Source organism: Jatrophihabitans telluris, assembly GCF_023516435.1.
GTDB classification, from domain to species: domain Bacteria; phylum Actinomycetota; class Actinomycetes; order Mycobacteriales; family Jatrophihabitantaceae; genus Jatrophihabitans_A; species Jatrophihabitans_A telluris.
The window spans coordinates 4,098,292-4,123,265 of record NZ_CP097332.1 but is presented as its reverse complement, the minus strand read 5'-3'; the positions used below and the strand labels follow the sequence as shown (position 1 = coordinate 4,123,265).

Here is a 24,974-nt window from a genome sequence, read left to right as displayed (position 1 = left end):
AACGAGGGCAACCTCAACGCGGCGGGCGTACCAGCGACTGCTGCAGGATCTGGGCCACGTCGAGCACCTGGACGTGATCCTTCGCCGTCCCTTCGGCCTTCTTCGCCGTGACCGCATCGGACAGCATCACCATGCAGAACGGACACGCGGTCGAGATCAGGTCCGGATCGAGACCCAGGGCCTCGTCGGTCCGCTCGACGTTGATCCGCTTGCCGATCTTCTCCTCCATCCAGAACCGGGCGCCGCCGGCTCCACAGCAGAATCCGCGGTCTTTGCAGCGGTGCATCTCCTGCGACTTGAGAGCTGGGATAGCGCCCAGTACGTCGCGTGGTGGCGTGTACACCTTGTTGTGCCGGCCCAGGTAACACGGATCGTGATACGTGACGTTCTTGTCCACCGGCTCCACCGGGGTCAGCCGGCCCTCGGCCACCAGCTTCGCCAACAGCTGGGTGTGGTGCACGACCTCGTAATTGCCGCCGATCTGTGGGTATTCGTTGGCGATGGTGTTGAAGCAGTGCGGGCAGGTCGCCACGATCTTGAGCGGGTGGGAGCGTTCGATCGAGTTCAGTGTCTGGACGTTCTCGGCGGCCAGCATCTGAAACACGAACTCGTTGCCCAACCGTCGTGCCGAGTCCCCGGTACAGGTCTCATTGCGGCCCAGCACCGCGAAGTCGACGCCGGCCACATTCAGCAATTCGGCAAAGGCCTTCGTCACCTTCTTGGAACGGTCCTCCAGCGCTCCGGCGCAGCCCACCCAGAACAGGTATTCCACCTCGGCCGGCAGCGGCTCGCCAGGGTTGACCTTGCGGACGGGGAAGTCGAACTCGTTGATCCATTCCTCGCGCTTGGCGTCCGGCAGACCCCAGGGGTTGCCCTTGTTCTCCAGGTTGCGCAGCATCGTCCCGGCCTCGGACGGGAAGGACGATTCGACGAGCACCTGGTAACGGCGCATGTCCACGATGTGGTCGATGTGCTCGATGTCGACGGGGCATTGTTCGACACAGGCGCCGCAGGTCGTGCAGGACCACAGCACGTCCGGGTCGATGACGCCGAAGGAGGCCGCATCGCCTACCAGTGGACGGTTGTACTGCGCCGCATTCGTACCCGTCACCCGACCGAAGCCGGACTCCGGAACACCGTGGTGGCCGTGCGCACCAGCCGCGGCCCCACCGCCGACCTCCACCGAACCAGAATTGCCCTCACCCGGAAGGGCTTTTCCTCCGATGAGGTAGGGCGCTTTGGCGAACATGTGATCGCGCAGGTCCATGATCATGAGCTTGGGCGACAGGGGCTTGCCGGTGTTCCAGGCCGGGCACTGGGACTGGCAGCGTCCGCACTCGGTGCAGGTCGCGAAATCGAGGTAACCCTTCCAGGTGAAGTCCTCGATCTTGCCCTTGCCGAAGACGGTGTCCTCGGACAGGTTTTCCACGTCCATGAAATCGATCGGCGTGCCGGTCTCGTCGGTGGCGGGCAGTAGCGGCCCGAGAGCCTTGGGCAGCCGCTTGAAGTACACGTTGATCGGGGCGGTGGCGATGTGCAGGTGCTTGGAGTACGTGACGATGATCAGGAACGCCAGCACGACCACGAGCTGGGCCAGCAGGAAGAAGGTCGCCAGCCCTGAGTTGTAGGCGCCTGATCCCAGCGCCTTGGCGACCAGGTAGGAGGCGAAGGTCCACTTGGAGTGGCCGTAGGGGAACTCGCCGGCGTTGAGCTGGGCGCCCCGCAGCAGCAGCAGCGTGACGATGACCAGGCTGATCATGCCGAGAATGACCCAGGCCGGACCGGTGTGGGAGCCGTAGAAGCGGGATTCCCGCTGCTTGCGCTCCGGGGCGTTGCGCAGGCGCAGGACGGCGAACACCGCGAGCGCGATGAGGACGGCGATCGCGAAGAAGTCTTCGACGAAGCCCAGGGCACGCCAGGTGCCGACGAGCGGGATGTGGAAGTCCCGGTTGATCAGCAGCGCGCCGAACGCTTCGAGGATGGTGAGGTTGAGGATCGTGAAGCCCCAGAAGGTGAAGAAGTGCGCCAGGCCGGGGACGGACCACATGAGCAGCTTCTTCTGCCCCAGCACCTCTTCGGCGTCGTTGACCACGCGTGGCCCGGCGCCCTTCCCGCGGCCGGGCGCCGACTTCCCGGACCGGATGAGCTTGACCAGCCAGAGCACCCGACGTCCGGCCAACGCGGCCGTGGCCAGCGTCAGGATCAGGGTCAGGATGATGCGTAGCGCCACAGGGCTCCTCCAGTTGTCGCTCCGGTGCCGTCCAGAAAAACACAGTTACCCGCCGGTAACCACTCCGCACCTTAGCGAATGGATCACACCGCCCCACCGAATGGATCGCCCCGCCGCCCCCGCCGCCCCCTCCGCCGCCCCGCCGCCCCCGCCGCCGCCCCCTCTGGCTTTCGCGGCCCGAATCCTCGCGTGCAATCGCTCTCACCGAGAATTGGGGCCGCGAAAGCCGGGGGAGGCGTAGAACAGAGCCGGGGGAGGCATAGAACAAAGCCGGGGGAGGCATAGAACTTTGCACCAACCCTGGCATTGCCCATAGTCTGAGACTCCGCAGCCACGGATGGCACCTGCAGCAACCGTGACAAGAGGCGGCCACCCGTGCCAGTGGACTACACCCTGCACTTCGACGCCCGTGGCGACGTCAAATCGGCGGCCGAACAGTGCGAGGCCGAGGTGTTCCTCCAGGCCTACGGCAACACCACCGAAGAACTGGCCGAGGAATACGGCCCGTACGAGGCGACCTCGTCCTTCATCGCCGTCACCGACACCGACGGCGACGCGGTGGCCTGCATCCGGCTGATCACGCCCTCCCCCCTCGGCCTGAAGACCGTCAACGACCTCAGCCGGCCGCCGTGGAACGTCAACGGACGTCAGGCGGGGCGCGCGGCCGGCCTGACCCTCGACAACTTCTGGGACGTCGCGACCTTCGGGGTGCGCAAGGGCGCGGCCGGCGGGATGTTGTTGTCCGCTGCGCTGTGTCACGCGCTGGTCCGGGGATGGACCGTCAACGAGGTCGACGGCATCGTCATGATCATGGACGAGCGAGCGCGTCGGGTGTTCGGAGCGATCGGGCTGCAGTGCCACCGCTTCCCGGGTGCGCCTCCGGGACCGTACCTGGGTTCGCCGATCAGCACTCCGCTGTGGGGGTTCAGCGAGCAGTTGGTGCGCACCCAGCGCCGGGTGAATCCGGAGGCCCATCGGCTGATCAGTCTCGGCGTCGGCCTGGACGGCATCAGCCTGCCCGACACCGAGGGATTCCGGATGAAACCGCGCGTCCCGGCCGCGATCGTCGTCGAAGAATCGGAGCGATTGTCGGCCTGAGCCCGCCTTTCCACCCGCGCGGCAGCCGATGCGCTGATCCGTCAATTTCTGCCGTTGTCCGGGTGATCGACCGCAGCTATGGTGCCGCATCAAGACGCGGCGGACGTCCCGCTGCAACCGCCGGGACCCTACGGGGGTAGAGCGATGAGCGTGCTCATCATCGGCAAGATCCACGGAGACACCACCAAGTTCCAGCAGGCGCTGCACGACCGCGGGGACGAGTTCGCCAGAATCGCCGAGCAGGCCAGACCAGAAGGCGCGCTGCACCATCGGTTCGGGGTCGGCGACGGCATGGTGATGATCGTCGACGAGTGGGCGAGCGCGGAGCAGTTCGAGAAGTTCTTCGGCGCTCCCGATCTGCAGTCGTTCATCGCCAGCGTGGGTGGCGACACCAGCATCCCGCCGGACTTCATGATCACCGAAGCGATCTCCTCACCCGACCAGTTCTGAGACCGGGCCGCCTCAGGCGGCGGTGGATCCGGACGAAGGCCCGGCGTCGCGCAGCGAGCCGACCTGATGGGCCATGGACCGCCACCGGCGAATCCAGCCCTCGATGTCGGCGGCCGGCATGGGGCGTGCGACGTGGTACCCCTGCAGGACGTCGACGCCCATCGCGACCAGGTCGGCCGCCGTCGCCGCGTCCTCGACCCCTTCGGCGACCATCCGCACGCCCAGGGCCTGCGCCATCGAGAAGGTGGACGCGACGATCATCCGGCTGCGCTCGTCGGTACGGATCGCGGAGATGAACGAGCGGTCCATCTTCAATTCCTGCACCGGCAGATCCCGCAGGTAGGACAGCGAGGAGAAGCCGGTGCCGTAGTCGTCGATCGCGACCTGGACGTCGTGCCGGCGGATGTCGGCGATGATGGTGCGGGCGCGCTCCGGGTCGGACAGGAACACGTCCTCGGTCATCTCGATCACCAGGCTGTCGCCGGGAAGCTGGGCCCGATCGATGCGCTCGAACAGCCGCGGCAGGAACACCCCGGACAGCAGTTCGGGCGGTGCGCAGTTGATCGCGACGCGCATCTGCAGGCCGTCGGAGCGCCAGTTCAGCAGATCGTTGACCGCGAGCCGCCCGACCTCCTCCGAGATCTGGGCCATCAGGCCGGCACGGCGAGCGGCGGGCAGGAACACCGCGGGCGCGAGCATGCCGTACTGCGGGTGGTTCCAGCGGATCAAAGCCTCGACGCCGCACAGCTGACCGGTGGACGCCTCGATCTGGGGCTGGTACCAGAGGACCATCTGACCTTCGGTGAGTCCCTGGCGCAGATCTCGGGCCAGCTCGAGCTTCTCGCGGGAGAAGTCGTCGGCGTGGGCGTCATAGACCAGCGCGCCGACCTCGGCCCGTTTGGCCTGATACATGGCCACGTCCGCGCGCCGGAGCAGGTCGACCGAGGTGTCGCCCTCGCCGCGGACCGTGATCCCGACCGAGGCCTTGATGAGCAGTTCGATGCCGTCGACGACGAGGGGGGCGCTGATCACCTCGATCACCTGCTGGGCGGCTTCCATCAGGCTGATCTCGTCACCCTCGGCCAGGACCGCGAACTCGTCGCCGCCCAGCCGGGCCGTGAGCATCTCCGGCGGCAGCAGCTGCCGGATCCGGTGCGCGGAGATCTGCAGCACCGTGTCCCCGGCGGAGTGGCCCAGGGTGTCGTTCACTTCCTTGAAGCCGTCGAGGTCGAGGATGAGCAGGCCGAACTGCTTGCGACGGGCCACCGCCTCGTCGAGCTTGGCTCGTAGCTCACGTCGGTTGGGCAACAGGGTCAGGTCGTCGGTCCGGGACAGGGCGAAGGCCTCGGCCGCGCCGTTGGCCTCGCGCAGGGCAACCGCCAGCCGGAGTCCGCCGGCGATCAGGGTGACCATCGCGGTCACGGCCAGCAGCGGCCCGAAACCGCCCGAGGGCCGGAAGGCGAGGACGAGGACGGCGGCGGCGGAGGACAGCACGAGGACGGTGGGCCCCTGGCGTCGCGGCAGCGCCCGCGCGGTCCGGGTCGGCCGCGCCGCGGCGGTGATCAGCTGGGCGAAGCCGAAGCCCCAGGCCACGTCCTGGATCCAGGAGTAGGAGTACGTCCCGGTGTGCAGGTTCAGCACGAACTGGCCGTCGGCGAAAGCGAACAGGACGAAACCGCTGACCAACTGGAGTGAACCGAGCAGGTCGTTGCGCAGTCGCAGCGCGATCTGACCGACGACGAGCACGCCGAGCATCAGGTCGATGATCGGGTAGAGCAGGGCCACCAGCAGCGGGAGGCCCGAGGCGCCGAAACGTGAGGAGATCGGGGTGATGAGCACGCTGGCGGTGACGCAGGTCGTGCCGCCGCAGACGACGACCGCGTCCAGCCAGGTCGTCGCCGCTGAGGTCATCCGGCTGGTGCGGTCGAGGATGAGGTAGGCCGCCAGGCACAGGTAGGCGGCGAGGAAGAGCCATTCACCGGGGGCCGGGAACTTGGTGACGTCCGGGATCTGGTTGGTGTTGAGGGTCATCGACCCGGTGGACCAGAGGGCCAGCCCCGAGACTAGGGTCAGCAGGGCGCGCCGGCGACCGGGGCTGGTGAGGGTGATCAGGACGGCCCGGATGAGCAGCAGCGGGAAGAAGACCATGCTGAAGCTGACGAGGACGTTCTGGTAAGCCGACGGGTGCGCGCCCAACGTCGGGCCCACGGCGGCGGCGATACAGAGCAGCGCCCAGCAGAGCACGCCTGTGACCGAGGACAGCTTGTTCAACAAGCCATGCCCCTGGCCGTCCCGTCGATGCATCACCATCACTGAGTCGTCGCGCTGGTGCGCGCCCTTCACCCCCGCTCGGCTCGATGCCGTACGGGATTCAGATCGGCGCGGCAGTACTTAACATGAGTCGAACGCGCTAGGTCTGCGACACGCCGGGTGGCAGGGCTCCGCCCAAGGACGCGAGCAGGGCCCGGACGTCGGAGACGGCGGTCTGCGGGTTGACGAAGCAGAACCGCAGCGCCGGCCGGCCACGGTAGGTCGTCGGCGTCACCAGCCCGAGTCCCGAGTGCAGGGCGGACACGCTCCAGTGCGCATAGTCCAGCCGGGACCAGCCGACGCGCTCGAAGACGACGACCGAGAGCTCGCAGGACAGCAGGGTCAGTTGCTCGTCCGCCCGGATCAGCGCGGCCGACTCCAGGGCGAGGTCCACGCAGCGTTCCACGGCGGTCCGATAGGCGTCGGTGCCGTTGGCGACCAGCGACAGCCACAGCGGGAGCCCGCGAGCTCGGCGGCTGAGCTGGAAGGCGTAGTCGGCGGGGTTGTCCCCGTCGGAGACCGCGTCCAGATAGTGGCTGCGCTGTGCGTGGGTGCGCCGGGCCTGGTCGGGGTTGCGGTACAGCAGGGCTGAGGACTCATACGGCGTGAACAGCCACTTGTGTGGGTTGATGACCAGCGAGTCGGCGCGCTCCAGCCCGAGGAAGTCGTCGGTGACCCGCTTGTCGAGCAGGGCCGCGCCCCCGTAGGCGGCGTCGACGTGCAGCCAGAGCCCGTGCCGCGCGCACAGCGTCGCAATCCGGTCCAGGTCGTCGATCTGGCCGGTGTTGGTCGCACCCGCGATGGCCGCCACCGCGATGACGTCGGCGGGGTCGACCTCGCGCAGGGCGTGGGCGAGATCGGCGGCCAGCATCGGACGGTCCACCTCGCCGACGATCCGCAGCTCGCACCCCATGATCTCGACCGCCGCCGCGACCGAGGAGTGCGAATTCGCCGAGGCGAGGACGATGCCCGGGTGCGGCCAGGCTGTCGAATGGGGAGCGGCCGGGGCACCGGAGTCGCGGGCGGCGCGAGCCGCGCGCTCGGCCCGGGCAGCGCGGGCTGCGACCAGGGCCGAGAGATTGGCGGCCGAACCACCGCTGACGAAGGCCCCGCGCGCACCAGGGGGCAGTCCGGCCAGGGCGGCGAGCCATTGGATCGCCTCGGCCTCGGCCCGCACAACCAGGCCGGCCTCGAGTTCGCTGCCGGCATAGACGCTGCCGATGGACAGGGCCATGTCGGCGATGGCCGCGGCCACACTCGGCGCGCCGGCGACGAAGGCCAGATAGCGCGGGTGGTCGGTCGGCACGGTGCTGGGCAGCAGGACGTCGCGCAGGGTGTGCCACGCCTGGGTCAGACCCACGCCGGCCGGCGAGATCGCGGGCAGTGAGTGGACGGCAGGCTCGGTCCCGGATTGGGGCAACCCGGCTGACGTGGTCGGGTGCGATACCCAAGGACCGTCGCGATCGGTGAGCCGATGCCGAGCCCAGTCTCTGAGCTCGTCGAGGGCAGCGAGCTCCTCGGGATTCGGCTGATGCATGGGGTCGCACTCCGGTGAGGGCAAGAGCGGACAGACGCCGCTTCACGTCATCTAATCATGCCCTGGGGTTACCAAACGGTCGCCGAGAGTGAAATTCTCGGTTTTCTCGGTGCTCAAACCGGTGAATGCGGGTCAAACGGTAAGCCGTTTCATGCGCGTTCAGCGTTTCAACGACGCGGGGAAGCGTCTGATCCGTGTCAGCTGCCGGCGAGCTCGTTGGCCGACAACGCGTACCAGCCGGCCAGCCAGCCTTCCAGCTGTTCGGCGGGCATCGGCCGTCCGATCCCATAGCCCTGCAGCAGGTCGATGCCCAGCTCGGTCAGCTCGTGCATCGTCTCGTCGTCCTCGACGCCTTCGGCCACCGTGCGCATGCCCAGGGCGCCGGCCATCTGCACGGTCGAGGACACGATCGTTCGGCTGCGCGGGTCCTGCCGCAGGGCCTTGATGAACGAGCGGTCGATCTTGAGTTCGTTGACCGGAAGATCCCGCAGATAACTCAGCGAGGAGAACCCGGTGCCGTAGTCGTCGATCGAGATCTCCACCCCATGGCGACGGATCTCGGCGAGGATGTCGCGGGCACGTCCGGGCTCGGACAGGAACGAGTCCTCCGTGACCTCCACGACGAGCCGATCCGGGGGAACCGCCGCCTGTTCGCAGGCCTTGAACAGCACCGGCAGGAACGTCCGGCTCAGAAGCTCGGCCGGCGCGCAGTTGATCGACACACGCAGGTCGTCGGCCAGCGCGCCGCGGCTCGTCCACCGATTGATGTCGGCGACCGCGACCGCCAGGACCAGCTCGGACACCGCCATCATCAGCCCGGCGCGCCGGGCGACCGGCAGGAACTGGGGCGGCGTCAACAAGCCCAGGTGCGGATGCTGCCACCGGATTAGGGCCTCGACCCCGTGCAGCCGGCGGGTAGCCGCGTCCACCTGCGGTTGGTAGTAGACCCGCAGCTGGCCCTGCGCAAGGCCGCGTCGCAGGTCCTCGGCCAGTTGGAGCTTGTGCCGGGAGAAGTCGTCCCGGTCCGGGTCGTAGATCAGCACGCCGGACCGGTCGTGCTTGGCCTGGTACATCGCCACGTCGGCGCGGCGCAGCAGGTCGGTACTGGAGACGTCCTTCCTGCTGGCCACGCTGACCCCGATCGAAGCGCTCACGCTCAGCGTCATGCCCTCCACGGTCATCGGTTCGGACACGCTGGCCAGCACCGTGCGGGCGTGTGCCAGCAGGGTGGCTTCGTCGTCGCCGTCGTGGACGACCGCGAACTCGTCGCCTCCGAGACGGGCGACCAGCGATTCCGCCGGCAGGCTCTCGCGCACCCGGTTGGCGGCAATCTGCAGGACGGTGTCACCGGCCCCATGGCCGAGCGTGTCGTTGATCTCCTTGAACCCGTCCAAGTCGAACAGGATCAGTGCCAACGGCTGGCTCAGGCCCAGCGCGTGGTCGATCCGGGCCAGCACGGCGCGCCGGTTCGGCAGCAACGTCAGGTCATCGGTCCGCGACAGCGCCAGTGCCTCGGCGGCGCCGTTGGCCTCGCGCAGGGCCAGCGTCATCCGGCCGGCCGCCGCGATCAGCGTTGCGACGGCTATGGGCACCAGGTAGGGGCTGGAATGGTCCAGGGGCCGGACGATCAGCACCGCGATCGCCGAGGCCGCTGCGAGCAGCATCGGTACCGCGCCGTGCTTGCGCCGGCCGGCGGGCAGCACGTCGACCGGTCGGGCCGCGTTGGCGGTCATCAGGAGAAGGCCACCGAACCACAGGGACGCCCCGACCGCGGGCTGCTGCAAGAACGTGACGTTGGAGACATTGACCAGGAAGCCGGAGTCGGCGGCGACGAACAGCAGCCAGCCGGCCAGCAGCGCGACCGTCGACCGGTTGAGGGCCCGGGCTCGCACGATGACCTGGATGAGGATGACGACCAGCATCGAGATGTCCAGGCACGGGTAGAGCAGTGCGGTGAACAGGGCCAGGCCGGTTGCGCCGGAGGCCCGCGCCAGCGGCTCCAGGAACAGGGCGCCGGCCAGGCACGCCGCCCCGCCGCACAGTACGACCGATTCGAGCCAGGACGCCCAGCTGCCCAGGTGGCGTGACCGCGCGTCGAGCAGTAGGTGCGCCGCGAAGCCGACGTAGCTGAACAGGAACAGCAGCTCGGGAGGGTGTGGAAAAGCGGCCAGGCTCACGTCGTCGGCGAGGTAGAGCCACAGGCCGGCCGAACCCCAGGCTCCCACCGCGGCGATCAGGACCAGGTTCGCGCGCCGCCGGATCCGCAACCGCACCGTGATCCGGGAAATCCGTACCAGCAGCAACGGAAAGAACAGCAGCAAGGCCCAGATCATCTGCACCCGGTCGTCGCCGCGTGCGAACAGGTACAGCGACAACGCGGAGTTGGCGGCCAGCCAGAGCGTGACGGTCAGCGCAAGGTCCAGTGGCCGCCGACGAGGCAGAGTCGGTAGCGATGCACTGCTCACGCGGCTACCCCTCATCGTGCGGACACCAGTACTCGCCGGACTTCGAATCGCGGCGGTCGGTCGTTGCCCGGCCCGGCCACGGGCGATATTCCTTCACATCGGCGCCGCGGTGATCGGAATGAGGTGCTTGTCGATATTCGAGGCAGCCACCCCACGGGGACGGCTGTTCGGCGCCGGAGTCCGCTCGGCCGAGGCAGACTGGTTTCATGACCCCGTTGAGCGCGCTGCCCGTGAACCTGGTCTCGGACGCACGGCGGGCGCTGGCGACCGAACTGTTCACTCGGGTCGCCGGAGCCGAGGGGGTCGAACGCGCGCGCCGGGTGCATCTGAGCGAGGGCGAGCGATGGTTCTCCGAGGACCGGCCGATCCGGCGCGTGCACGCCGACGCCGCGATGTTCGTCGGAGGCTTGCGGGCGCTGCTGCTGCAGTCGTTACACCCGCTCGCCATGGCGGGCGTGGCCGGACACAGCGGCTTCCGGGGCGATCCGTGGGGCCGGCTCGCCCGTACCAGTCACTTTCTCGCCGTCACCACTTTCGGGACCGCCGAGGACGCCGAGGCTATGGTGGCGCGGATCCGGGGCATCCACCGGCGGGTCAACGGCGTCACGCCGGACGGCCGGTCCTACTCCGCGACTGACCCGCACCTGCTCAGTTGGGTCCATCTGGCCGAGGTCGACAGTTTTCTGCGGGCCCACGACCGCTACGGCGCCGAGCCGCTGACGGCGGCCGAGCGGGACGGCTACGTTGCCGATACCGCTCGGGTGGCGGCCGCCCTGGGGGTCGTGGACGCCCCGACGACCGTGTCCGAACTCGATCGGCAGTTGGCGGCCTTCCGCCCGGAACTGGCCGGCACCCCGCAAGCGCGGGACGCGGCCCGGTTCCTGCTGCTGTCGCCTCCGCTGCCGGCGGCCGCTCGTACGGGCTACGCCCTGCTCAGTGCCTCGGCAGTCGCAATGATGCCGCTGTGGACCCGCTGGCCCCTGCGGCTGCCCTACCTGCCGGTGACCGAGGCGACCGGCGTGCGGCTGGCCGGACAGGCCGCGGTCCGGACGATCCGCTGGGCGATGGGTTCCGGGCCGGTCCAGTCGCGTTGAGGTTGCCCTTGTTGCCGGTCCAGTCGCGTTGAGGTTGCCCTTGTTGCCGGCCCGGTCGCGTTGAGGTTGCCCTTGTTGCCGGCCCCGTCACGAACCGTTTTGCTTGGCCACCTTCGCGCACGCGGCCTTGACGGCGTCGTTGCTGGCCTTGACGTGCACGCCGAAGAACGTGGCGTCGCAGTTCTTGGCGTGCTTGTCCAGGGAGTCGACCACGTGCTGGCGCTGCCCCCAGAGGACGAAGGCGAGCACCACCATCACGACGATGGTGACGATCTTGGTGACGATCTTGGTGACGACGAAGGACACGAGGAGCCCGATCAGGACCACCACCAGGATGGCCCCGAGACCGTAGGTCTTGACCTGGCTCGTATCGAGGGCGAGTGCCTGGATGGTCGCGGAGGACTTCATTGCCAAGAGGCTAGAGGACGTAACCGCTAATCTGGCAGAAGACGGGCCCTGAGAACTGGTGCTGAGCATGACCCGCCGAGCTCCCGCGCTGCCGAGGCTGGCATGCGGCGCAAGCGGCGGTCGTGTCCGGTCCACGGGTGATCCGGTCCGCACGGCCGTTCGCGGCCCACCGACATCGAGGAGATCCGCACGATCATGGACGCAGCATGAGCACCCCCGACAGAAAATTGTCCACACCCCGCCGCCTTTCCGACGGCACTCTGCGGGTGGTCGCCCTGGGCGGCATCAGCGAGGTCGGTCGCAACATGACCATGTTCGAGTCGCGGTTCCCCCGGCTGGGATCTCGGCTGCTGGTCATCGACTGCGGAATGTTGCTCGGCAAGACGAACGCTCCGGGCGTCGACCTCGGCCTGCCGGACTGGTCGGCCTACGCCGAGCGCCTCAACGACATCGACGCCATCGTCCTGACGCACGGCCACGAGGACCACATCGGCGCTCTGCCCTACCTGCTCCGGTCCCGGCCCGACATCCCGTTGATCGGATCCCGCCTGACGATGGCGCTGATCACCGCCAAGTTGGAGCAGCACCGGATCCGCCCGGTGACCCAGATCGTGCGCGAGGGTGAGCGGATCAAGGCCGGACCGTGGGACCTGCAGTTCTACGCCGTCAACCACTCGATCCCCGACGCCCTAGCGGTTGCGGTCCGATCGCCGGGCGGGACGATTCTGCACACCGGCGACTTCAAGATGGACCAGACCCCACTCGACGGCCGGATAACCGATCTGCCCGGCTTCTCCCGCCTCGGCGATGAGGGTGTGGACCTGCTGCTGTCGGACTCGACCAACGCCGAGGTACCCGGCTTCATCCCGAGCGAGCGCGACGTGGGCAAGGTCGTCGCGGATGTCATCACCAAGGCTCAGGGGCGCGTCATCGTGGCCTGCTTCGCCTCGCATGTGCACCGAGTGCAGCAGGTCCTCGACGCGGCGGAGGAGTCCGGTCGGCTCGTCGCCATGGTCGGACGGTCGATGGTCCGCAACATGCAGATCGCGCGGGATCTCGGCCTGCTCAAGGTTCCCGAGGGCATCCTGGTCGACCTGGCCGACGCCGACTCCATCCCGTCCTCGCGGCTGCTGTTGGTCTGTACCGGGTCGCAGGGTGAGCCGCTGTCGGCCCTGTCGCGCATGGCCAACCGGGAGCATCCGTCGATCCGGATCGTGTCCGACGACCTGATCCTGCTCGCGTCCTCCCTGATCCCTGGTAACGAGAACTCCGTCTTCACGGTGATCAACGGCCTGTCCAGGCTCGGCGCGACCGTGGTGCACAAGTCCACGGCCCTCGTGCACGTCTCGGGACACGCCCCGGCGGGCGAGTTGCGCTACCTGCTCAATGCCGTGCGGCCTCGCAACCTCATGCCGGTGCACGGCGAGTGGCGACACCTGCGGGCGCACGCCGCGATCGCGCGCTCGACCGGCATGACCGACGACCAGATCATGCTGGCTGAGAACGGCGTGGTGGTCGATCTGGCCGACGGCGTCGCCTCGGTCGTCGGCGAGATCGAGATCGACAATGTCTATGTGGACGGGCTGGCCGTCGGCGACATCGGGGACCAGGTCATCAAGCAGCGCCAGATCCTCGGCGACGAAGGCTTCGTCTCGATCCTCGTCGCGGTGGATCTGCATGCGGGCAAGGTCGTCTTCGGTCCGGAACTGACGGCGCGTGGGTTCACCGATGATCCGAATGCCCTCGATCCGATTCGCGCCGAGCTGATCCGGATCGTGGAGAAGGCGGTCGTCGACGGGGTTCGTGACGCCGACGCCCTGGCCCACATCGTCCGTCGTACCGTTGGTCGCTGGGTGGACAAGACCTACCGCCGCCGTCCGATGCTGATGCCGCAAGTGATCGAGGTGTGAGCGAGCATCGCAGCGAGGAACGAGCGAGGAGCGCAGCGATTGAGGACGAGGTATGAGCGAGCATCGCAGCGAGGAGGGCAGGAGCGTGCGAGTGAGAGTGGCTGAGCTTCGGTGAGCGCATCCGACCAGATTCAGCAGCGATGGCCGGTCGATCGGGCTCGGATGCAACCGGGCCGGATCTCGCCGCGCCTGGACGTGCCGCCCGCGATCGTCCGTCCTCACTACGTGCCGAAGAAGCCGACCGAGCCTTGGGATTTCGACGACGTGCCGGTGAAGTCGGCCGAGACGGTGGCCCGGATGAAGGTTGCCGGGGCGATCGCCGCGGCGGCGCGCGACGAGGTCGGCAAACACGTCGCTCCCGGCGTGACCACCGACGAGCTCGACCGGATCGGGCACGAGTACCTGCTCGATCACGGTGCCTATCCCTCGACCCTGGGCTACAAGGGCTTTCCGAAGTCGCTGTGCTCCTCGGTCAACGAGGTCATCTGTCACGGCATCCCGGACGACCTCCCCCTGCAGGACGGTGACGTCGTCAAGATCGACGTCACCGCGTTCATCGACGGCGTCCACGGGGACACCTGCGCGACGTTCTTCGCCGGCGAGCCGTCGCCGGAGCTGCGCCTGCTGTCCGAGCGCACGCACGAGGCCATGATGCGCGGCATCAAGGCGGCTCGCCCGGGCCGTCCCGTCAACGTCATCGGCCGGGTCATCGAGTCCTACGCCAAGCGTTTCGGCTACGGCGTGATCCGGGACTTCACCGGCCACGGCGTCGGACCGTCCTTCCATACCCGTCCGACGATCTTTCCCTACGACGAGCCGCGGGGCACGACCCTGATCGAGGCGGGGATGACCTTCACGGTCGAGCCGATGCTCAGCCTCGGCGGCTACGCGTGGGACATGTGGTCCGACGACTGGACGGTCGTCACGCAGGACGGGTCCTGGGTGGCGCAGTGGGAACACAGCATCCACATCACCGAGGACGGCGCCGAAATCCTGACCGTCACTGCATGACGGGCCCACGGCTGGCGAACGCGCCGGCCCACCTCGGTCGTGCGGGAACCGCGCTGGCCGCGCTGGGTCTGGTCGCCCACTGGTTGAGCGTGGACCAACAGCTGTTCATCGTGGCGGCCTCGGCGGTCCCCTACCTCCTGTTCGCCGGCTTGGCCGGGTGGTGCCTGCTCGTTGCCGGTCGCCGGTGGCGTTCGGTCGCCGCGGCCACCGCCGTCCTGCTCGTCGGCGTGCTCACCCAGCTGCCGCTCTACGTGGCCGACCGCGTCACGCTGTCCGGGCGGTCGATCACCGTGATGTCGGCCAACCTGGCGTTGGGCGTGGGATCGCCCGATGCGGTGGTGGCGCTGGTCCGCGAGCACGATGTGAGCGTGCTGACCCTGTTGGAGCAGCCCGCGGCCGAGATCCAGCGCCTGCTCAGCGCCGGGCTGGGCCAGTTGCTGCCCTATCGGTACGTCGACACCGGCCAGAGCAGAGCGGACCCGGCGTTCGGCACCGGCGTGTGGAGCCGCTATCCACTCGCGGGCGGCCGGACGTTGCCGGAGTTCAGCTTCGCCGCGGTGACGGCGACGGTTACCTACCCGGCCGAAGGCGGGCGTCCGAGCCTGCCCGTCCGGATCTTCGCCGTGCATCCAGCGCCGCCGTATCCAGTTCCGGCGATCCGGTGGACGCGGGAGTTACCAGCGCTGGCGCGGGAATTGCGCTCCGTCGGCAGCGCGGATCCGGTGCTGGTCGGCGGCGATTTCAACGCCACCTGGGACAACGCGCAGTTCCGCCGCCTGTTGCGAGGCGGTTATCGGGACGCGGCGGAGGAAGCCGGCGCTGGGAGCCTGCGCAGCTACCCGGTCGGTTCGAGCGTGCCGCCGACGATCGCCATCGACCATGTGCTGTTGCGCGGCATTCAAGCTCCCACGGTGCTGCGGGTCGACGTGCCCGGCTCCGATCATCGCGCCCTGATCGCCCGGCTGGTACTGCCCGGCTGAGCTGGTACTCCCCGGCTGAGCGGCTCGGTGGGCGGCTCCGTGAGGGGCTCGGTGAGCGGCTCGTTCAGCGGCCTGCTCGGATGCGCTTGTCGGCGTACATCGCGAAGTCGGCGTGCGCGATCAGGGACGCGGCGTCGTCGCCGTCCCGGCCCGCGTAGGCGAGCCCGAGCGAAGCGCCGACCCGGACGTTACCGACCGACAGCGGGAACGGGCGGGTGAAGGCGGCGCGCAGCCGATCCAGCAGCCCGTCGATACGCCAGTGCAGGCCGCCGGTCGACGAGCCGGAGCAGAGCACGATGAATTCGTCGCCGGCCAGCCGGGCCACGAGGTCCGAGGCACGCACACACTGCAGCAACCGATCGGCGACCGCCCGCAGGAGTTCGTCCCCGACGCTGTGTCCGTAGGTGTCGTTGACGACCTTGAACTCGTCGAGATCGAGGAAGACCAGCGACGGTTGCGCCTCACCTCGGCTGGCTCGGGCCAGCGCCTGGTCGAGGGATTCCAGCAGCAGCGACCGGTTGGGCAAGCCGGTCAGTTGGTCCCGAGTGGCCGCGTGCCCGAGGCGGGAGGTCTCATCGCGCAGCTGCAGCATCTTCACCGTGAGCTCGGCAACGTCGCGAAGGCGTTCGAGTTGCACCCGGGACAGGTAGCTGACTTCCTTGGAGAACGCACACATCGTTCCGATGACCTCGCCGCCGGGCAGGATCAGCGGGGCGGCCGCGTAGGTCCGTACTTCGTCGATCACTCCGGTGACGAAAGGATTTCTCGCCCACCGGGGGTCGATGCTGGCGTCCGGCGTGTAGCTGATCTCCTTGCTGTCGACCGCCACCGCGCACATCGAGTCCTCGCGGCGTTGATCCACGGGGGCGAACCCGTACGCGGCGGCCGAATGCTGGCGGTCGGCGTCGATCAGGTTCACCACCGCCGTCGGCGTGCCGCAGATGTAGGCCGCGAGCCGGGCCAGACCTTCCAGGCCGGGATCGCTGGGACGGTCCATCACGTTCAGCATGCGCAGCGCCGCGACGCGAAGCTCTTCGCTGCTGGAGGGACTGCTGGGGGTCGGCGTCGCTGTCTGCGCCGAGGTTGCGCTCATGGACGGTATATCGGCAGTGTGGACCACGTTCATTAGTGTCCGGCACGCAGGCGCAGTCTGGCACCACGTCACCGTCCATGCACACGGCCCTCTGGCCGCACCGCCGTCCCGCCGCACAGCCGTCCGGCCGCACCGCCGTCTGGCGGTCACGGTCACGGCCCGCGGCAGCGGGCCAGCAGTCAACGTCCGGCGGCGTAGCCCTGTGAGCCGCGGGGGTTCGCGGCCGCCCGCAGCTCGATCCCGTCCGGGCCTCGCTCATAGGCCGCCGCGGACAGTCGGCCCAGCCGCCAGTCGCCCACGCGAACCACGTCGTGGCCTCGTCGTGCCAGCTCGTTCAGGACGTCGTCCCCCAGCCGATCCTCGGCGATCAGCTCCGCCGGGTGAGCGTCTCTCGGGTAGAACGAGGACGGGGCATGGTTGTGGTGGAACATCGGTTCGTCGATGATCTGCTGCAGATCGACGCGCGCGCCGCCGGTGCCGGGGGCTTCGGCGGCGGCTTCGGCGGCGGCCACCCGTGCGAAGAACACCAGCTGCCACTGATCTTGCTGGTCGCCACCAGGGGTCCCGAAGGCCAGCCACGGACTTCCGTCGCGGTAGGCCAATGACGGGGTCAGCGTGGTGCGGGGGCGGACTCCGGGACGCAGGGAGTTGGGCAGTCCCGGCTGTAGGAAGAACATCTGAGCCCGGGTGCCCAGGCAGAAGCCGAGTTCGGCGATGACCGGCGCGCTCTGCAGCCATCCGCCGCTGGGCGTGGCCGAGACCAGGTTGCCCCAGCGGTCCACGACGTCGACATGGCAGGTGTCTCCGGAGGACGGGCCGGCGCCAGGCAGCTGGCCGAGTGTCGGCTCACCGACGCCCGGAGCCCCACCGGAAGCCTCGGGAAGCTCGGCCAGAACGGGGTTGCGACCCTCGACTCGCCCTGGCCGTAGCTGGTGGCTGGCCACGTCGCCGATGAGTGCCGCCCGCTCGGCGGCGTACTGCCCCGACAGCAGCGCCTGCACCGGCACGTCCGGACTGTCCCCGTACCACGCCTCCCGATCGGCGAAGGCGAGCTTGGAGGCCTCGGTGACCAGGTGCACCCAGTCGGCGGAGCCGGCCTGGAGGTCGTGGATCCCCGCGGCCTCCACCAGCCGCAGTTGCTGCAGGAGCACCGGGCCCTGGCCCCACGCGGCGGTCTTGAACACTTCGAACCGCCCGGCGTAATCGACCGACACCGGGTCCTCGACACCGGCGTGCCAGGCGGCCAGGTCGTCGGCGGTGAGCAGGCCCGCGTGGTTGCGACCGGAGGTGTCGCGGAAGGCCTTCCGGCCGAAGGCATCGATGGCCTCGGCGACGAAGCCGTCGTACCAGGCCCGCCGCGCCGCGCCGATCCGGGCTTCGCGGGTGGACCCGACGGCCTCGCGCAGCACCCGGCGATAGGTCGCGGCCGTGCCCGGAGACCGCCACGTCCGTCCCTTCGGGGTTGTCCCGGCATCGAGCCAGGTCGCGGCCGAGGTCGGCCAATGGTCCAGGAACAGCGTTCGGACGGACTCGATCGTGTGCCTGGTCGTGGCCAGCAGCGGGAAACCGGCCTCGGCGTAGTGCAGTGCGGGCGCCAGGACGTCGGACAGTTCCCAGCTACCCCAACGTTCGAGCATCGTCGTCCACGCGCCGAAGGCCCCCGGGACGGTCGCGGCCAGCGGCCCGCTGCCCGGCACCAGGGACAGTCCCAGGTCCGTGAAACGGTCGATCGTGGCGGCCCGCGGAGCGACCCCCTGCCCGCAGATCACCCACGGACGGGCGTCCGCCACGCTGTGCACCACGGCCGGCATGTCGCCGCCGGGACCGTTGAGATGCGGCTCGACGATCTGCAGGGTGAACCCGGCGGCTACCGCGGCGTCGAAGGCATTGCCGCCGCGCTCGAGGACGCTCATTCCGGCCGCCGACGCGAGCCAGTGCGTGCTGGCCACCATGCCGAACGAACCGATCAGCTCTGGGCGCGTTGTCATCACCCAGCCATTCCTACCCGTCACCACCCGGCGCGCGCTGCCCGCCCCCGCTAGCCTGGCCGAATGGTCCAGACTGCCTTCACCGCGGATGTCATCGTCGTCGGCGCCGGCCTGGCGGGGCTGGTGGCGACGGCTGAGCTCGCCGACGCCGGCAAGAAGGTGATCCTGCTCGACCAGGAACCGGAGCAGTCGCTGGGCGGTCAGGCCTTCTGGTCCTTCGGTGGCCTCTTCCTGGTCAACTCGCCCGAACAGCGCCGGTTGCGGATCAAGGACTCAGCCGAACTGGCCATGCAGGACTGGCTCGGTACCGCAGGCTTCGATCGGGACACCGACTACTGGCCGCGGCTGTGGGCCGAGGCCTACGTCGACTTCGCCGCGGGCGAGAAGCGATCGTGGTTGCACGACCAGGGCGTCCGGTTCTTCCCCGTGGTCGGTTGGGCCGAGCGCGGGGGTTACCTGGCGACCGGGCATGGCAATTCCGTGCCGCGTTTCCACGTGACCTGGGGGACGGGTCCGGCGGTGATCGCCCCGTTCGTGCGCCGGGTGCGAGCGGCTGAGGAAGCCGGCCTCGTCCAGTTGCGCTTCCGCCACCAGGTGAACGAACTGGCCACAACCGGGGCAACGGTGACCGGTGTCCGGGGAAGCATCCTGCAACCTTCGGCCGTGGCACGTGGGCAGAGCTCGTCGCGTGAGGCCGTCGGCTCTTTCGACCTCGCCGCCCAGGCCGTGATCGTGACCAGCGGCGGGATCGGCGGCAACCACGAGCTGGTTCGGGCGAACTGGCCGGCCCGGTTGGGGGAGCCGCCGACGACGATGGTCGCTGGGGTGCCGGATCACGTCGACGGTCGGATGCTGGGGATCACCGGCGAGGCCGGCGGCCGGATCGTGAACGAGGACCGGATGTGGCATTACACCGAGGGCCTGCGGAACTGGGACCCGATCTGGCCGGGCCACGGGATCCGGATCCTGCCGGGGCCGTCCTCGCTGTGGTTCGATGCGCGCGGGCAGCGGTTGCCGGTCCCGCTCTTTCCGGGCTTCGACACCCTGGGGACGCTGGAACACATCATGAAGACCGGCTTCGACTACAGCTGGTTCGTGCTGACGCGCACGATCATCGAGAAGGAATTCACGCTGTCGGGATCGGAACAGAATCCCGATCTGACCGGCAAGTCGGTGCGGGACGTGCTCGGCCGGGTGCGTGGCGGCGCTCCCGGTCCGGTGCAGGCCTTTCTCGATCACGGAGCTGATTTCGTCACCGATCCGACGGTGGAGGGTCTGGTGGCGAAGATGAACGCCTTGGTCGGGACGCAGCGGGTGGACGTGCTGGACCTGCGCCGCCAAATCGAGGCCCGCGACCGGGAGATCGACAATCGATTCACCAAGGATCTGCAGGTGACCGCGATCCGGGGGGCCCGTCAGTACCTCGGCGACAGGCTCACCCGGGTCGCTGCTCCGCACCGGATCCTGGATCCGAAAGCCGGCCCGCTCATCGCTGTGAAGCTGAATATCCTCACCCGGAAATCCCTCGGTGGCTTGGAGACCGACCTGTCGGCCCGAGTGCTCACAGCCGCCGGATCACCCTTGGCCGGCCTGTACGCGGCGGGCGAGGCGGCTGGTTTCGGGGGTGGCGGCATGCACGGTTACCGGTCGCTGGAGGGCACGTTCCTCGGCGGCTGCCTCTTCTCCGGACGGACCGCCGGCCGCTCCGCCGCCGCGGCCCTCTGACGCCGCCCTGGCGTTGACGTTGCCCTTGTTGTTGCCGCCCCGGCGTTGACGTTGCCCTTGTTGTTGCCGCCCCGGGGTTGACGTTGCCCTTGTTGTTGCCGCCCCGGGGTTGACGTTGCCCTTGTTGTTGCCGCCCCGGGGTTGACGTTGCCCTTGTTGTTTCCCGCGGTACGCGCAACAAGGGCAACGTCAACGGGGCGGTACGCGCAACAAGGGCAACGTCAACGGGGCGGTACGCGCAACAAGGGCAACGTCAACGGGAGTCGGCGTGCTGGCGGATCCAGGCGTGCATAGCGATGCCGGCCGCGACCCCGGCGTTGATCGACCGGGTGGAGCCGTACTGCGCGATCGAGTACGTCCGTCCGGCCAGTTCATGGGCTTCGGCGGTCAAGCCCGGGCCCTCCTGGCCGAAGAGGAACAGCGCCCGCAGCGGCAAGTCGGCGCGTTCGATCGGCTCGGATCCGGGGGTGTTGTCGATGCCGATCACGGTGTATCCCTCGGCTGCGGCGTAGTCAGCCAGCTCGATCGCCGTGGGCAGGTGGCGCAGGTGCTGGTAGCGATCGGTCACCATTGCCCCGCGACGGTTCCAGCGCTTGCGACCGACGATGATGACTTCGCGCGCGGCGAAGGCGTTGGCGGTCCGGACGATCGTGCCGATGTTGGCATCGTGTTGCCAGTTCTCGATGGCGACTGCGAAGTGGTGCCGCCGGGTGTCGAGATCGGCGACGATTGCCTCCAGCCGCCAGTACCGGTACTGGTCGATGACGTTGCGACGGTCGCCGTCGGCGAGCAGTTCCGGATCCAGGCGCGCATCTTCGGGCCATGGCAAGGGATGCGGGCCGACACCCACGCTCAGATCGGGGGTCGCATCGTCGGGATCGCGGTCGGGGGCCGGCGGATCGGACGGAACAAGCCTGCTCATCCGTCGACGTTGGGCAACGAGGGCAACCTCAACGGCGGGGGCCCAGCAACAAGGGCAACGTCAACGCCGAACGAGGGCAACGGGGGCAACCTCGACGATGGCGTCACAGTCCGAGGTCGGCCAGGGAGAACGCGTAGCGGCACGGCAACCCGGCGGCCTCGATCGCGGCGGAGGCTCCACGGTCGACGATGAAGGCCACCCCGACCACGTCGGCACCGGCCTCGCGTAGCGCTTCGACGGCTGTGAGCGGACTGCCGCCGGTGGTCGACACGTCCTCGACTACGAGCACGCGCCGCCCCGCCACACTCGGTCCCTCGACCCGCTGCTGCATGCCGTGCTTCTTCTCGGCCTTGCGGACGACGAAGGAGTCGATCTCACCGCCGGACGCGTGCAGCATCGCGGTCCCGACCGGATCTGCCCCCAGCGTCAAACCGCCGGCCGCTTCGTAGTCCCAGTCCTGGGTCAGCTCGCGCAGGACCCGTCCGACCAACGGCGCGGCTTTGGCGTGCAAAGTGATCCGGCGCAGGTCGACGTAGTAGTCGGCCTCCTGCCCGGACGACAGAATCACCTTGCCGTGTACCACGGCCAGTTCCTTGATCAGGTTCAGCAGATCGTCTCGGTCGCTCACGTCGGGCAGCCTATCGGGGTGACAGGACCCGTCCACGCATGCCTGATCGGCTAGTGACGAGCCATCACCCGGCGTAGGGCACCCCGGGGCGCGAACCGCGCCAGCTGAACCGCGATCTTGTAGCGCTTGCTCGGGACACTGACCGGTTTGCCGGCCCGTGCGTCGGCCAGCCCTTCCGCCACGACCTGGTCAGCCTCCAACCAGGCCCACGAGGGCAGCGAACTCATGTTTGCGCTGGCGCGCTGGTGGAACTCGGTGTGCGTGAATCCCGGGCACACGGCGCAGATCCGCACGCCCGACCCAACCAGCGTGAGCGACAGCCCCTCGCTGAACGAGGTCACCCACGCCTTCCCGGCGGCGTAACTCGCGGCAGCACCCCGTGGTAGGAAACCGGCTACGGACGAGACGTTGATGATCTCGCCGCGTCCTCGCTCGCGCATCCCCTCCAGGGCCGCGTAGGTCAGTCGCAGCACGGCCCTCACGTTGAGGTCGACGAGCCGTTCTTCATCAGCGAGCGCTGCCTGGCCGAACGGGGCGTAAAGGCCGAAGCCCGCGTTGTTGACGAGCGTATCGACCGGATTCGCCCGGTCGGCCAGGCGCTTGGCCACGACGGCGCACCCGTCGTCCGTCGATAGGTCCGCGGGGAGCACCTCGACCTGGATCAGGTAGCGGCGCCGGAGCTCCGTCGCGGCTGACTCGAGGCGGTCCACGTCCCGCGCGACCAGCACCAGATCCCGGGTCTCGGCGGCGAGTCGGCGAGCGAACGCGGCGCCGATGCCCGCGGTCGCACCGGTGACCAGCGCGCAACCGGTCAGTTCGCCGCTCAGTTCCGCCGTTGTCTCGGATGCCACCCCGGCTACTGCTCGGCCGACTTGCGGGACTTGGCTCGCGGCCGGCGCGGATCCACCGGCGGCGTGGTCCCGGCCGGAGCCGTCCGATCCGTGCCCTTCTGCAGGTTCACCGTCGGTTCCGAACCGCCCGAACCGCCCGAACCGCCCGGACCGCCCCCAGCCCCGCCCCCGTCGGCAGCACCAGTCCCAGTTCGGCGGACGCCGCCGGCGGCCCGCTCGCGGGCGGCGGCCGTGGCGGAGGTCCGAGGTCGCAACATCGCGCCGAGACTCATCCGCTGGACGCCCGGCTTGCGGAAATAGGGGTTGGACGTCCGCAGGAACAGCAACGCCAGGCTCGCGATCGAGGCAAGCGCGCTCAGGCTCACCGCGAGCCCCATGGCGAACGGGTAGAGCTTGGAGAAGACGGACGTGATCCGGAAGACGTCCTGGAACAGCACGACTGCCATCGCGGCGTAGATCCAGCGGGCCCAGTTCTTGCCGTCCCGGATGAACTTCGCCAGCACGATGTAGATGACGGCCAGCACGAGAGCGAAGAAGATCGCCGGTCCTGACGCAGCCGCCCGGTGGATGTCTGCGGTGCTGTTCTTCGGGTACTGCTCGTGCAAGCGCCTGACGAACTCGTCGTGGTACGGCAGCGTCAGCAGCGCCCCGGCCACGGAAAAGGCGCAGTGGACGAAGATCGCGTAGATCCCCAGGTCGACACTGCGGGGACGGATGGGGGCAGCCGTCGGTTCGTCGGCGATATCCGGGCTCATTGGAGGGAGGATACCGGCGCCGGGCAGGTGGGCTGGACCTCGAACTCAGGCCGGGGGCGACAGGAACGCGCCGATGGGCAGGTTTCGGACCACGCCGAACACGACGAGCAGGACGAGCAGGGCGATGAACACCGCACGGGGCATGAGGCGGTGACGGGATGCCCCGGGCCGATCGGGCCCGGCGGTCGCCCGGTACCAACGCCATCCCAACCAGAACAGCAGCGGCAGGCCGAGGACGTACACAGCGTTGTCGTGCAGGGCTGTGACCACGTCGCCGTGCAGCAGGGCGTAGGTGGCGCGGGTCGCTCCACACAGCGGGCAGTTCAGCCCGGTCACCGCATGGAACGGGCAGAGCGGGACGTGGGTCGTGTTGGGATTGACGAAGTACAGGCCGACGGACGCGAGCACGGCGGTGCCCGCGGTCACCAAGGGGACCGCGGGCAACGCTGTCGTGCGCGAACGGGCCATGGTTACTTCAGCGCGATGACGAAGTCGCCGGCGATCTTGTCGTGCCAGCCCTGCAGACGCTTGCTGCCGTCGAAGAAGGGCGACACCCAGATGAGAATCGCGAGCAGCCCGCAGATGAACAGGCCGAGCGTGGGAAGTAGAGCGCGCAGGAACGCCTTGCCCATCCCGATCGCGCCACCGTCCTGGTCGCGGACGACCTTGAGACTGAGCGCCTTCATTCCCAGTGTCTGACCGGACATGCCTACTGTGACCGACTCGTACAGGTAGTACACGAGCACCGCGAAGAACACGACGCCGTAGAGGTGCCCCAGTCCGCTGCCGGACCCGGCGATCCCGATCGCCAGGAAGATCACGTACAGCAGGAGGTACACCACGCTGTCGATGAGCCGGGCCAGAAACCGCTGCATGCCCGTCGCGAGCTTCGCCTGGGCACCGTTGGCGAAGGCCACCAGTCCTGGCTGGCCGTACGCGGCGGGGTTGTAGCCCGGCGCGGCCGGATAGGCCCCGGGCTGCCCGTACTGGGGTTGCCCGTACTGGGGTTGCCCGTAAGCCGGCTGCCCGTATTGCGGCTGCCCGTACTGGGGTTGCCCGTATTGCGGCTGCTGGGGCTGGCCGTACTGCGGCTGGCCGTACTGCGGCTGGCCGTACTGCGGCTGGCCGTAGCCGGGCTGCGGCGGCGGCGCATAGCCGGGCTGGGGCTGCTGCCCGTAGTCCGGTTGCTGGGGCGGCGCGCCCCACGGGTCGGACTGGGGCGGCTGGTTCTGAGGCGGCTGGTTCTGAGGTGGTTCGCTCTGGGACGGCTGGTTCTGCGGTGGTTCGCTCTGGGACGGCGGGCCCCACGGGTCGGACGCAGGAGGCTGGGCGGACTGGCTCGGCGGCGCTCCCCACGGGTCTGACGGGGGCTGCTGGTTTCCCTCATGCCCCTTGTCCGGCTGATCGGGGTCGTTTCCCCACTGCGTCATCTTGACTCGTCTCCCTGATGGATTCGTCTACGGTGCGTCGGTCGGACTCGGTGCAACTTCGGACTCGGTGCAACTTCGGACTCGGTGCA

General features: G+C 68.8%; 20 protein-coding genes. 7 read left to right on the top strand and 13 right to left on the bottom strand.

The window, feature by feature from the left end; translation table 11 throughout:
• Positions 1–13: 13 nt before the first annotated feature.
• Positions 14–2,230, bottom strand: a complete 2,217-nt coding sequence (locus tag M6D93_RS19015; RefSeq protein ID WP_249771762.1) for a (Fe-S)-binding protein — start codon at positions 2,228–2,230, stop codon at positions 14–16.
• 375 nt (positions 2,231–2,605) lie between these two features.
• Between M6D93_RS19015 and M6D93_RS19010 the strand changes: the two genes are divergently transcribed.
• Both M6D93_RS19010 and M6D93_RS19005 read left to right on the top strand, forming a co-directional pair.
• The gene (locus M6D93_RS19010; protein WP_249771760.1) at positions 2,606–3,328 is read left to right on the top strand and encodes a hypothetical protein; all 723 of its coding nucleotides are present in this window, start codon (positions 2,606–2,608) and stop codon (positions 3,326–3,328) included.
• 144 nt (positions 3,329–3,472) lie between these two features.
• Positions 3,473–3,778, top strand: coding sequence for a hypothetical protein (locus M6D93_RS19005; RefSeq protein ID WP_249771758.1), 306 nt, complete (start codon positions 3,473–3,475; stop codon positions 3,776–3,778).
• A gap of 12 nt (positions 3,779–3,790) precedes the next feature.
• Here M6D93_RS19005 and M6D93_RS19000 read toward each other — a convergent pair whose 3' ends face one another.
• The 3 genes from M6D93_RS19000 to M6D93_RS18990 form a co-directional block, all read right to left on the bottom strand.
• Entirely contained in the window at positions 3,791–6,082 is a 2,292-nt protein-coding gene (locus M6D93_RS19000; RefSeq protein ID WP_249771756.1) for a putative bifunctional diguanylate cyclase/phosphodiesterase, read from the bottom strand.
• A gap of 106 nt (positions 6,083–6,188) precedes the next feature.
• Positions 6,189–7,625: a pyridoxal phosphate-dependent decarboxylase family protein gene (locus M6D93_RS18995; protein ID WP_249771754.1), complete on the bottom strand. Its 1,437-nt coding sequence runs from the start codon at positions 7,623–7,625 to the stop codon at positions 6,189–6,191.
• Positions 7,626–7,822: 197 nt separating this feature from the next.
• On the bottom strand, positions 7,823–10,090 hold the full coding sequence (locus M6D93_RS18990; protein WP_249771752.1) for a putative bifunctional diguanylate cyclase/phosphodiesterase: 2,268 nt from the start codon (positions 10,088–10,090) through the stop codon (positions 7,823–7,825).
• A gap of 206 nt (positions 10,091–10,296) precedes the next feature.
• On the opposite strand from M6D93_RS18990, the gene M6D93_RS18985 reads away from it, so the two are divergent.
• Positions 10,297–11,184, top strand: a complete 888-nt coding sequence (locus tag M6D93_RS18985; RefSeq protein WP_249771750.1) for an oxygenase MpaB family protein — start codon at positions 10,297–10,299, stop codon at positions 11,182–11,184.
• A gap of 87 nt (positions 11,185–11,271) precedes the next feature.
• Here the strand turns inward: M6D93_RS18985 and M6D93_RS18980 are convergent, their stop codons facing one another.
• On the bottom strand, positions 11,272–11,592 hold the full coding sequence (locus M6D93_RS18980; RefSeq protein WP_249771748.1) for a hypothetical protein: 321 nt from the start codon (positions 11,590–11,592) through the stop codon (positions 11,272–11,274).
• Positions 11,593–11,798: 206 nt separating this feature from the next.
• Between M6D93_RS18980 and M6D93_RS18975 the strand changes: the two genes are divergently transcribed.
• The 3 genes from M6D93_RS18975 to M6D93_RS18965 all read left to right on the top strand — a co-directional run bounded on the left by M6D93_RS18975 (position 11,799) and on the right by M6D93_RS18965 (position 15,493).
• Positions 11,799–13,502, top strand: coding sequence for a ribonuclease J (locus M6D93_RS18975; protein ID WP_249771746.1), 1,704 nt, complete (start codon positions 11,799–11,801; stop codon positions 13,500–13,502).
• Between the two features lie 162 nt (positions 13,503–13,664).
• Positions 13,665–14,513, top strand: a complete 849-nt coding sequence (gene map, locus M6D93_RS18970; RefSeq protein ID WP_347343709.1) for a type I methionyl aminopeptidase — start codon at positions 13,665–13,667, stop codon at positions 14,511–14,513.
• On the top strand, positions 14,510–15,493 hold the full coding sequence (locus tag M6D93_RS18965; RefSeq protein ID WP_249771742.1) for an endonuclease/exonuclease/phosphatase family protein: 984 nt from the start codon (positions 14,510–14,512) through the stop codon (positions 15,491–15,493). The genes map and M6D93_RS18965 overlap by 4 nt, the downstream gene beginning before the upstream one ends.
• 64 nt (positions 15,494–15,557) lie before the next feature.
• On the opposite strand, the gene M6D93_RS18960 is transcribed toward M6D93_RS18965, so the two are convergent.
• Complete coding sequence (locus M6D93_RS18960; RefSeq protein ID WP_249771740.1) at positions 15,558–16,586, bottom strand: sensor domain-containing diguanylate cyclase; 1,029 nt, start codon at positions 16,584–16,586, stop codon at positions 15,558–15,560.
• Between the two features lie 179 nt (positions 16,587–16,765).
• Positions 16,766–18,574 carry a gamma-glutamyltransferase family protein gene (locus M6D93_RS18955; protein WP_249771738.1) on the bottom strand — a complete coding sequence of 603 codons (1,809 nt, stop codon included), beginning with the start codon at positions 18,572–18,574 and terminating at the stop codon, positions 16,766–16,768.
• Positions 18,575–18,637: 63 nt separating this feature from the next.
• Between M6D93_RS18955 and M6D93_RS18950 the strand changes: the two genes are divergently transcribed.
• Positions 18,638–20,299 (top strand): FAD-binding dehydrogenase, encoded by a 1,662-nt coding sequence (locus tag M6D93_RS18950; RefSeq protein WP_249771736.1) that lies wholly within the window; start codon positions 18,638–18,640, stop codon positions 20,297–20,299.
• A gap of 253 nt (positions 20,300–20,552) precedes the next feature.
• Here the strand turns inward: M6D93_RS18950 and M6D93_RS18945 are convergent, their stop codons facing one another.
• From M6D93_RS18945 to M6D93_RS18920, 6 genes are all read right to left on the bottom strand, one after another.
• On the bottom strand, positions 20,553–21,221 hold the full coding sequence (locus tag M6D93_RS18945) for a TrmH family RNA methyltransferase (protein WP_249771734.1): 669 nt from the start codon (positions 21,219–21,221) through the stop codon (positions 20,553–20,555).
• Between the two features lie 103 nt (positions 21,222–21,324).
• Complete coding sequence (gene pyrE / locus M6D93_RS18940; protein ID WP_249771732.1) at positions 21,325–21,849, bottom strand: orotate phosphoribosyltransferase; 525 nt, start codon at positions 21,847–21,849, stop codon at positions 21,325–21,327.
• Between the two features lie 50 nt (positions 21,850–21,899).
• Positions 21,900–22,700, bottom strand: a complete 801-nt coding sequence (locus M6D93_RS18935) for an SDR family NAD(P)-dependent oxidoreductase (RefSeq protein WP_249771730.1) — start codon at positions 22,698–22,700, stop codon at positions 21,900–21,902.
• Positions 22,701–22,705: 5 nt separating this feature from the next.
• Entirely contained in the window at positions 22,706–23,455 is a 750-nt protein-coding gene (locus tag M6D93_RS18930) for a hypothetical protein (protein WP_249771728.1), read from the bottom strand.
• A 45-nt stretch (positions 23,456–23,500) separates the two neighbouring features.
• On the bottom strand, positions 23,501–23,923 hold the full coding sequence (locus tag M6D93_RS18925) for a DUF2752 domain-containing protein (protein WP_249771726.1): 423 nt from the start codon (positions 23,921–23,923) through the stop codon (positions 23,501–23,503).
• A gap of 2 nt (positions 23,924–23,925) precedes the next feature.
• Positions 23,926–24,885, bottom strand: a complete 960-nt coding sequence (locus M6D93_RS18920) for an RDD family protein (RefSeq protein ID WP_249771724.1) — start codon at positions 24,883–24,885, stop codon at positions 23,926–23,928.
• Positions 24,886–24,974: the final 89 nt, after the last annotated feature.

Excerpts from the sequence above, each read along its gene's own strand:
- M6D93_RS19005 (WP_249771758.1), top strand. The coding sequence starts at position 3,473 with ATGAGCGTGCTCATCATCGGCAAGATCCACGGAGACACCACCAAGTTC.
- M6D93_RS19000 (WP_249771756.1), bottom strand. The coding sequence starts at position 6,082 with ATGCATCGACGGGACGGCCAGGGGCATGGCTTGTTGAACAAGCTGTCC.
- M6D93_RS18995 (WP_249771754.1), bottom strand. The coding sequence starts at position 7,625 with ATGCATCAGCCGAATCCCGAGGAGCTCGCTGCCCTCGACGAGCTCAGA.
- M6D93_RS18985 (WP_249771750.1), top strand. The coding sequence starts at position 10,297 with ATGACCCCGTTGAGCGCGCTGCCCGTGAACCTGGTCTCGGACGCACGG.
- M6D93_RS18980 (WP_249771748.1), bottom strand. The coding sequence starts at position 11,592 with ATGAAGTCCTCCGCGACCATCCAGGCACTCGCCCTCGATACGAGCCAG.
- M6D93_RS18975 (WP_249771746.1), top strand. The coding sequence starts at position 11,799 with ATGAGCACCCCCGACAGAAAATTGTCCACACCCCGCCGCCTTTCCGAC.
- map (WP_347343709.1), top strand. The coding sequence starts at position 13,665 with ATGCAACCGGGCCGGATCTCGCCGCGCCTGGACGTGCCGCCCGCGATC.
- M6D93_RS18965 (WP_249771742.1), top strand. The coding sequence starts at position 14,510 with ATGACGGGCCCACGGCTGGCGAACGCGCCGGCCCACCTCGGTCGTGCG.
- M6D93_RS18960 (WP_249771740.1), bottom strand. The coding sequence starts at position 16,586 with ATGAGCGCAACCTCGGCGCAGACAGCGACGCCGACCCCCAGCAGTCCC.
- M6D93_RS18955 (WP_249771738.1), bottom strand. The coding sequence starts at position 18,574 with ATGACAACGCGCCCAGAGCTGATCGGTTCGTTCGGCATGGTGGCCAGC.
- M6D93_RS18950 (WP_249771736.1), top strand. The coding sequence starts at position 18,638 with ATGGTCCAGACTGCCTTCACCGCGGATGTCATCGTCGTCGGCGCCGGC.
- M6D93_RS18945 (WP_249771734.1), bottom strand. The coding sequence starts at position 21,221 with ATGAGCAGGCTTGTTCCGTCCGATCCGCCGGCCCCCGACCGCGATCCC.
- M6D93_RS18930 (WP_249771728.1), bottom strand. The coding sequence starts at position 23,455 with ATGAGCCCGGATATCGCCGACGAACCGACGGCTGCCCCCATCCGTCCC.
- M6D93_RS18925 (WP_249771726.1), bottom strand. The coding sequence starts at position 23,923 with ATGGCCCGTTCGCGCACGACAGCGTTGCCCGCGGTCCCCTTGGTGACC.
- M6D93_RS18920 (WP_249771724.1), bottom strand. The coding sequence starts at position 24,885 with ATGACGCAGTGGGGAAACGACCCCGATCAGCCGGACAAGGGGCATGAG.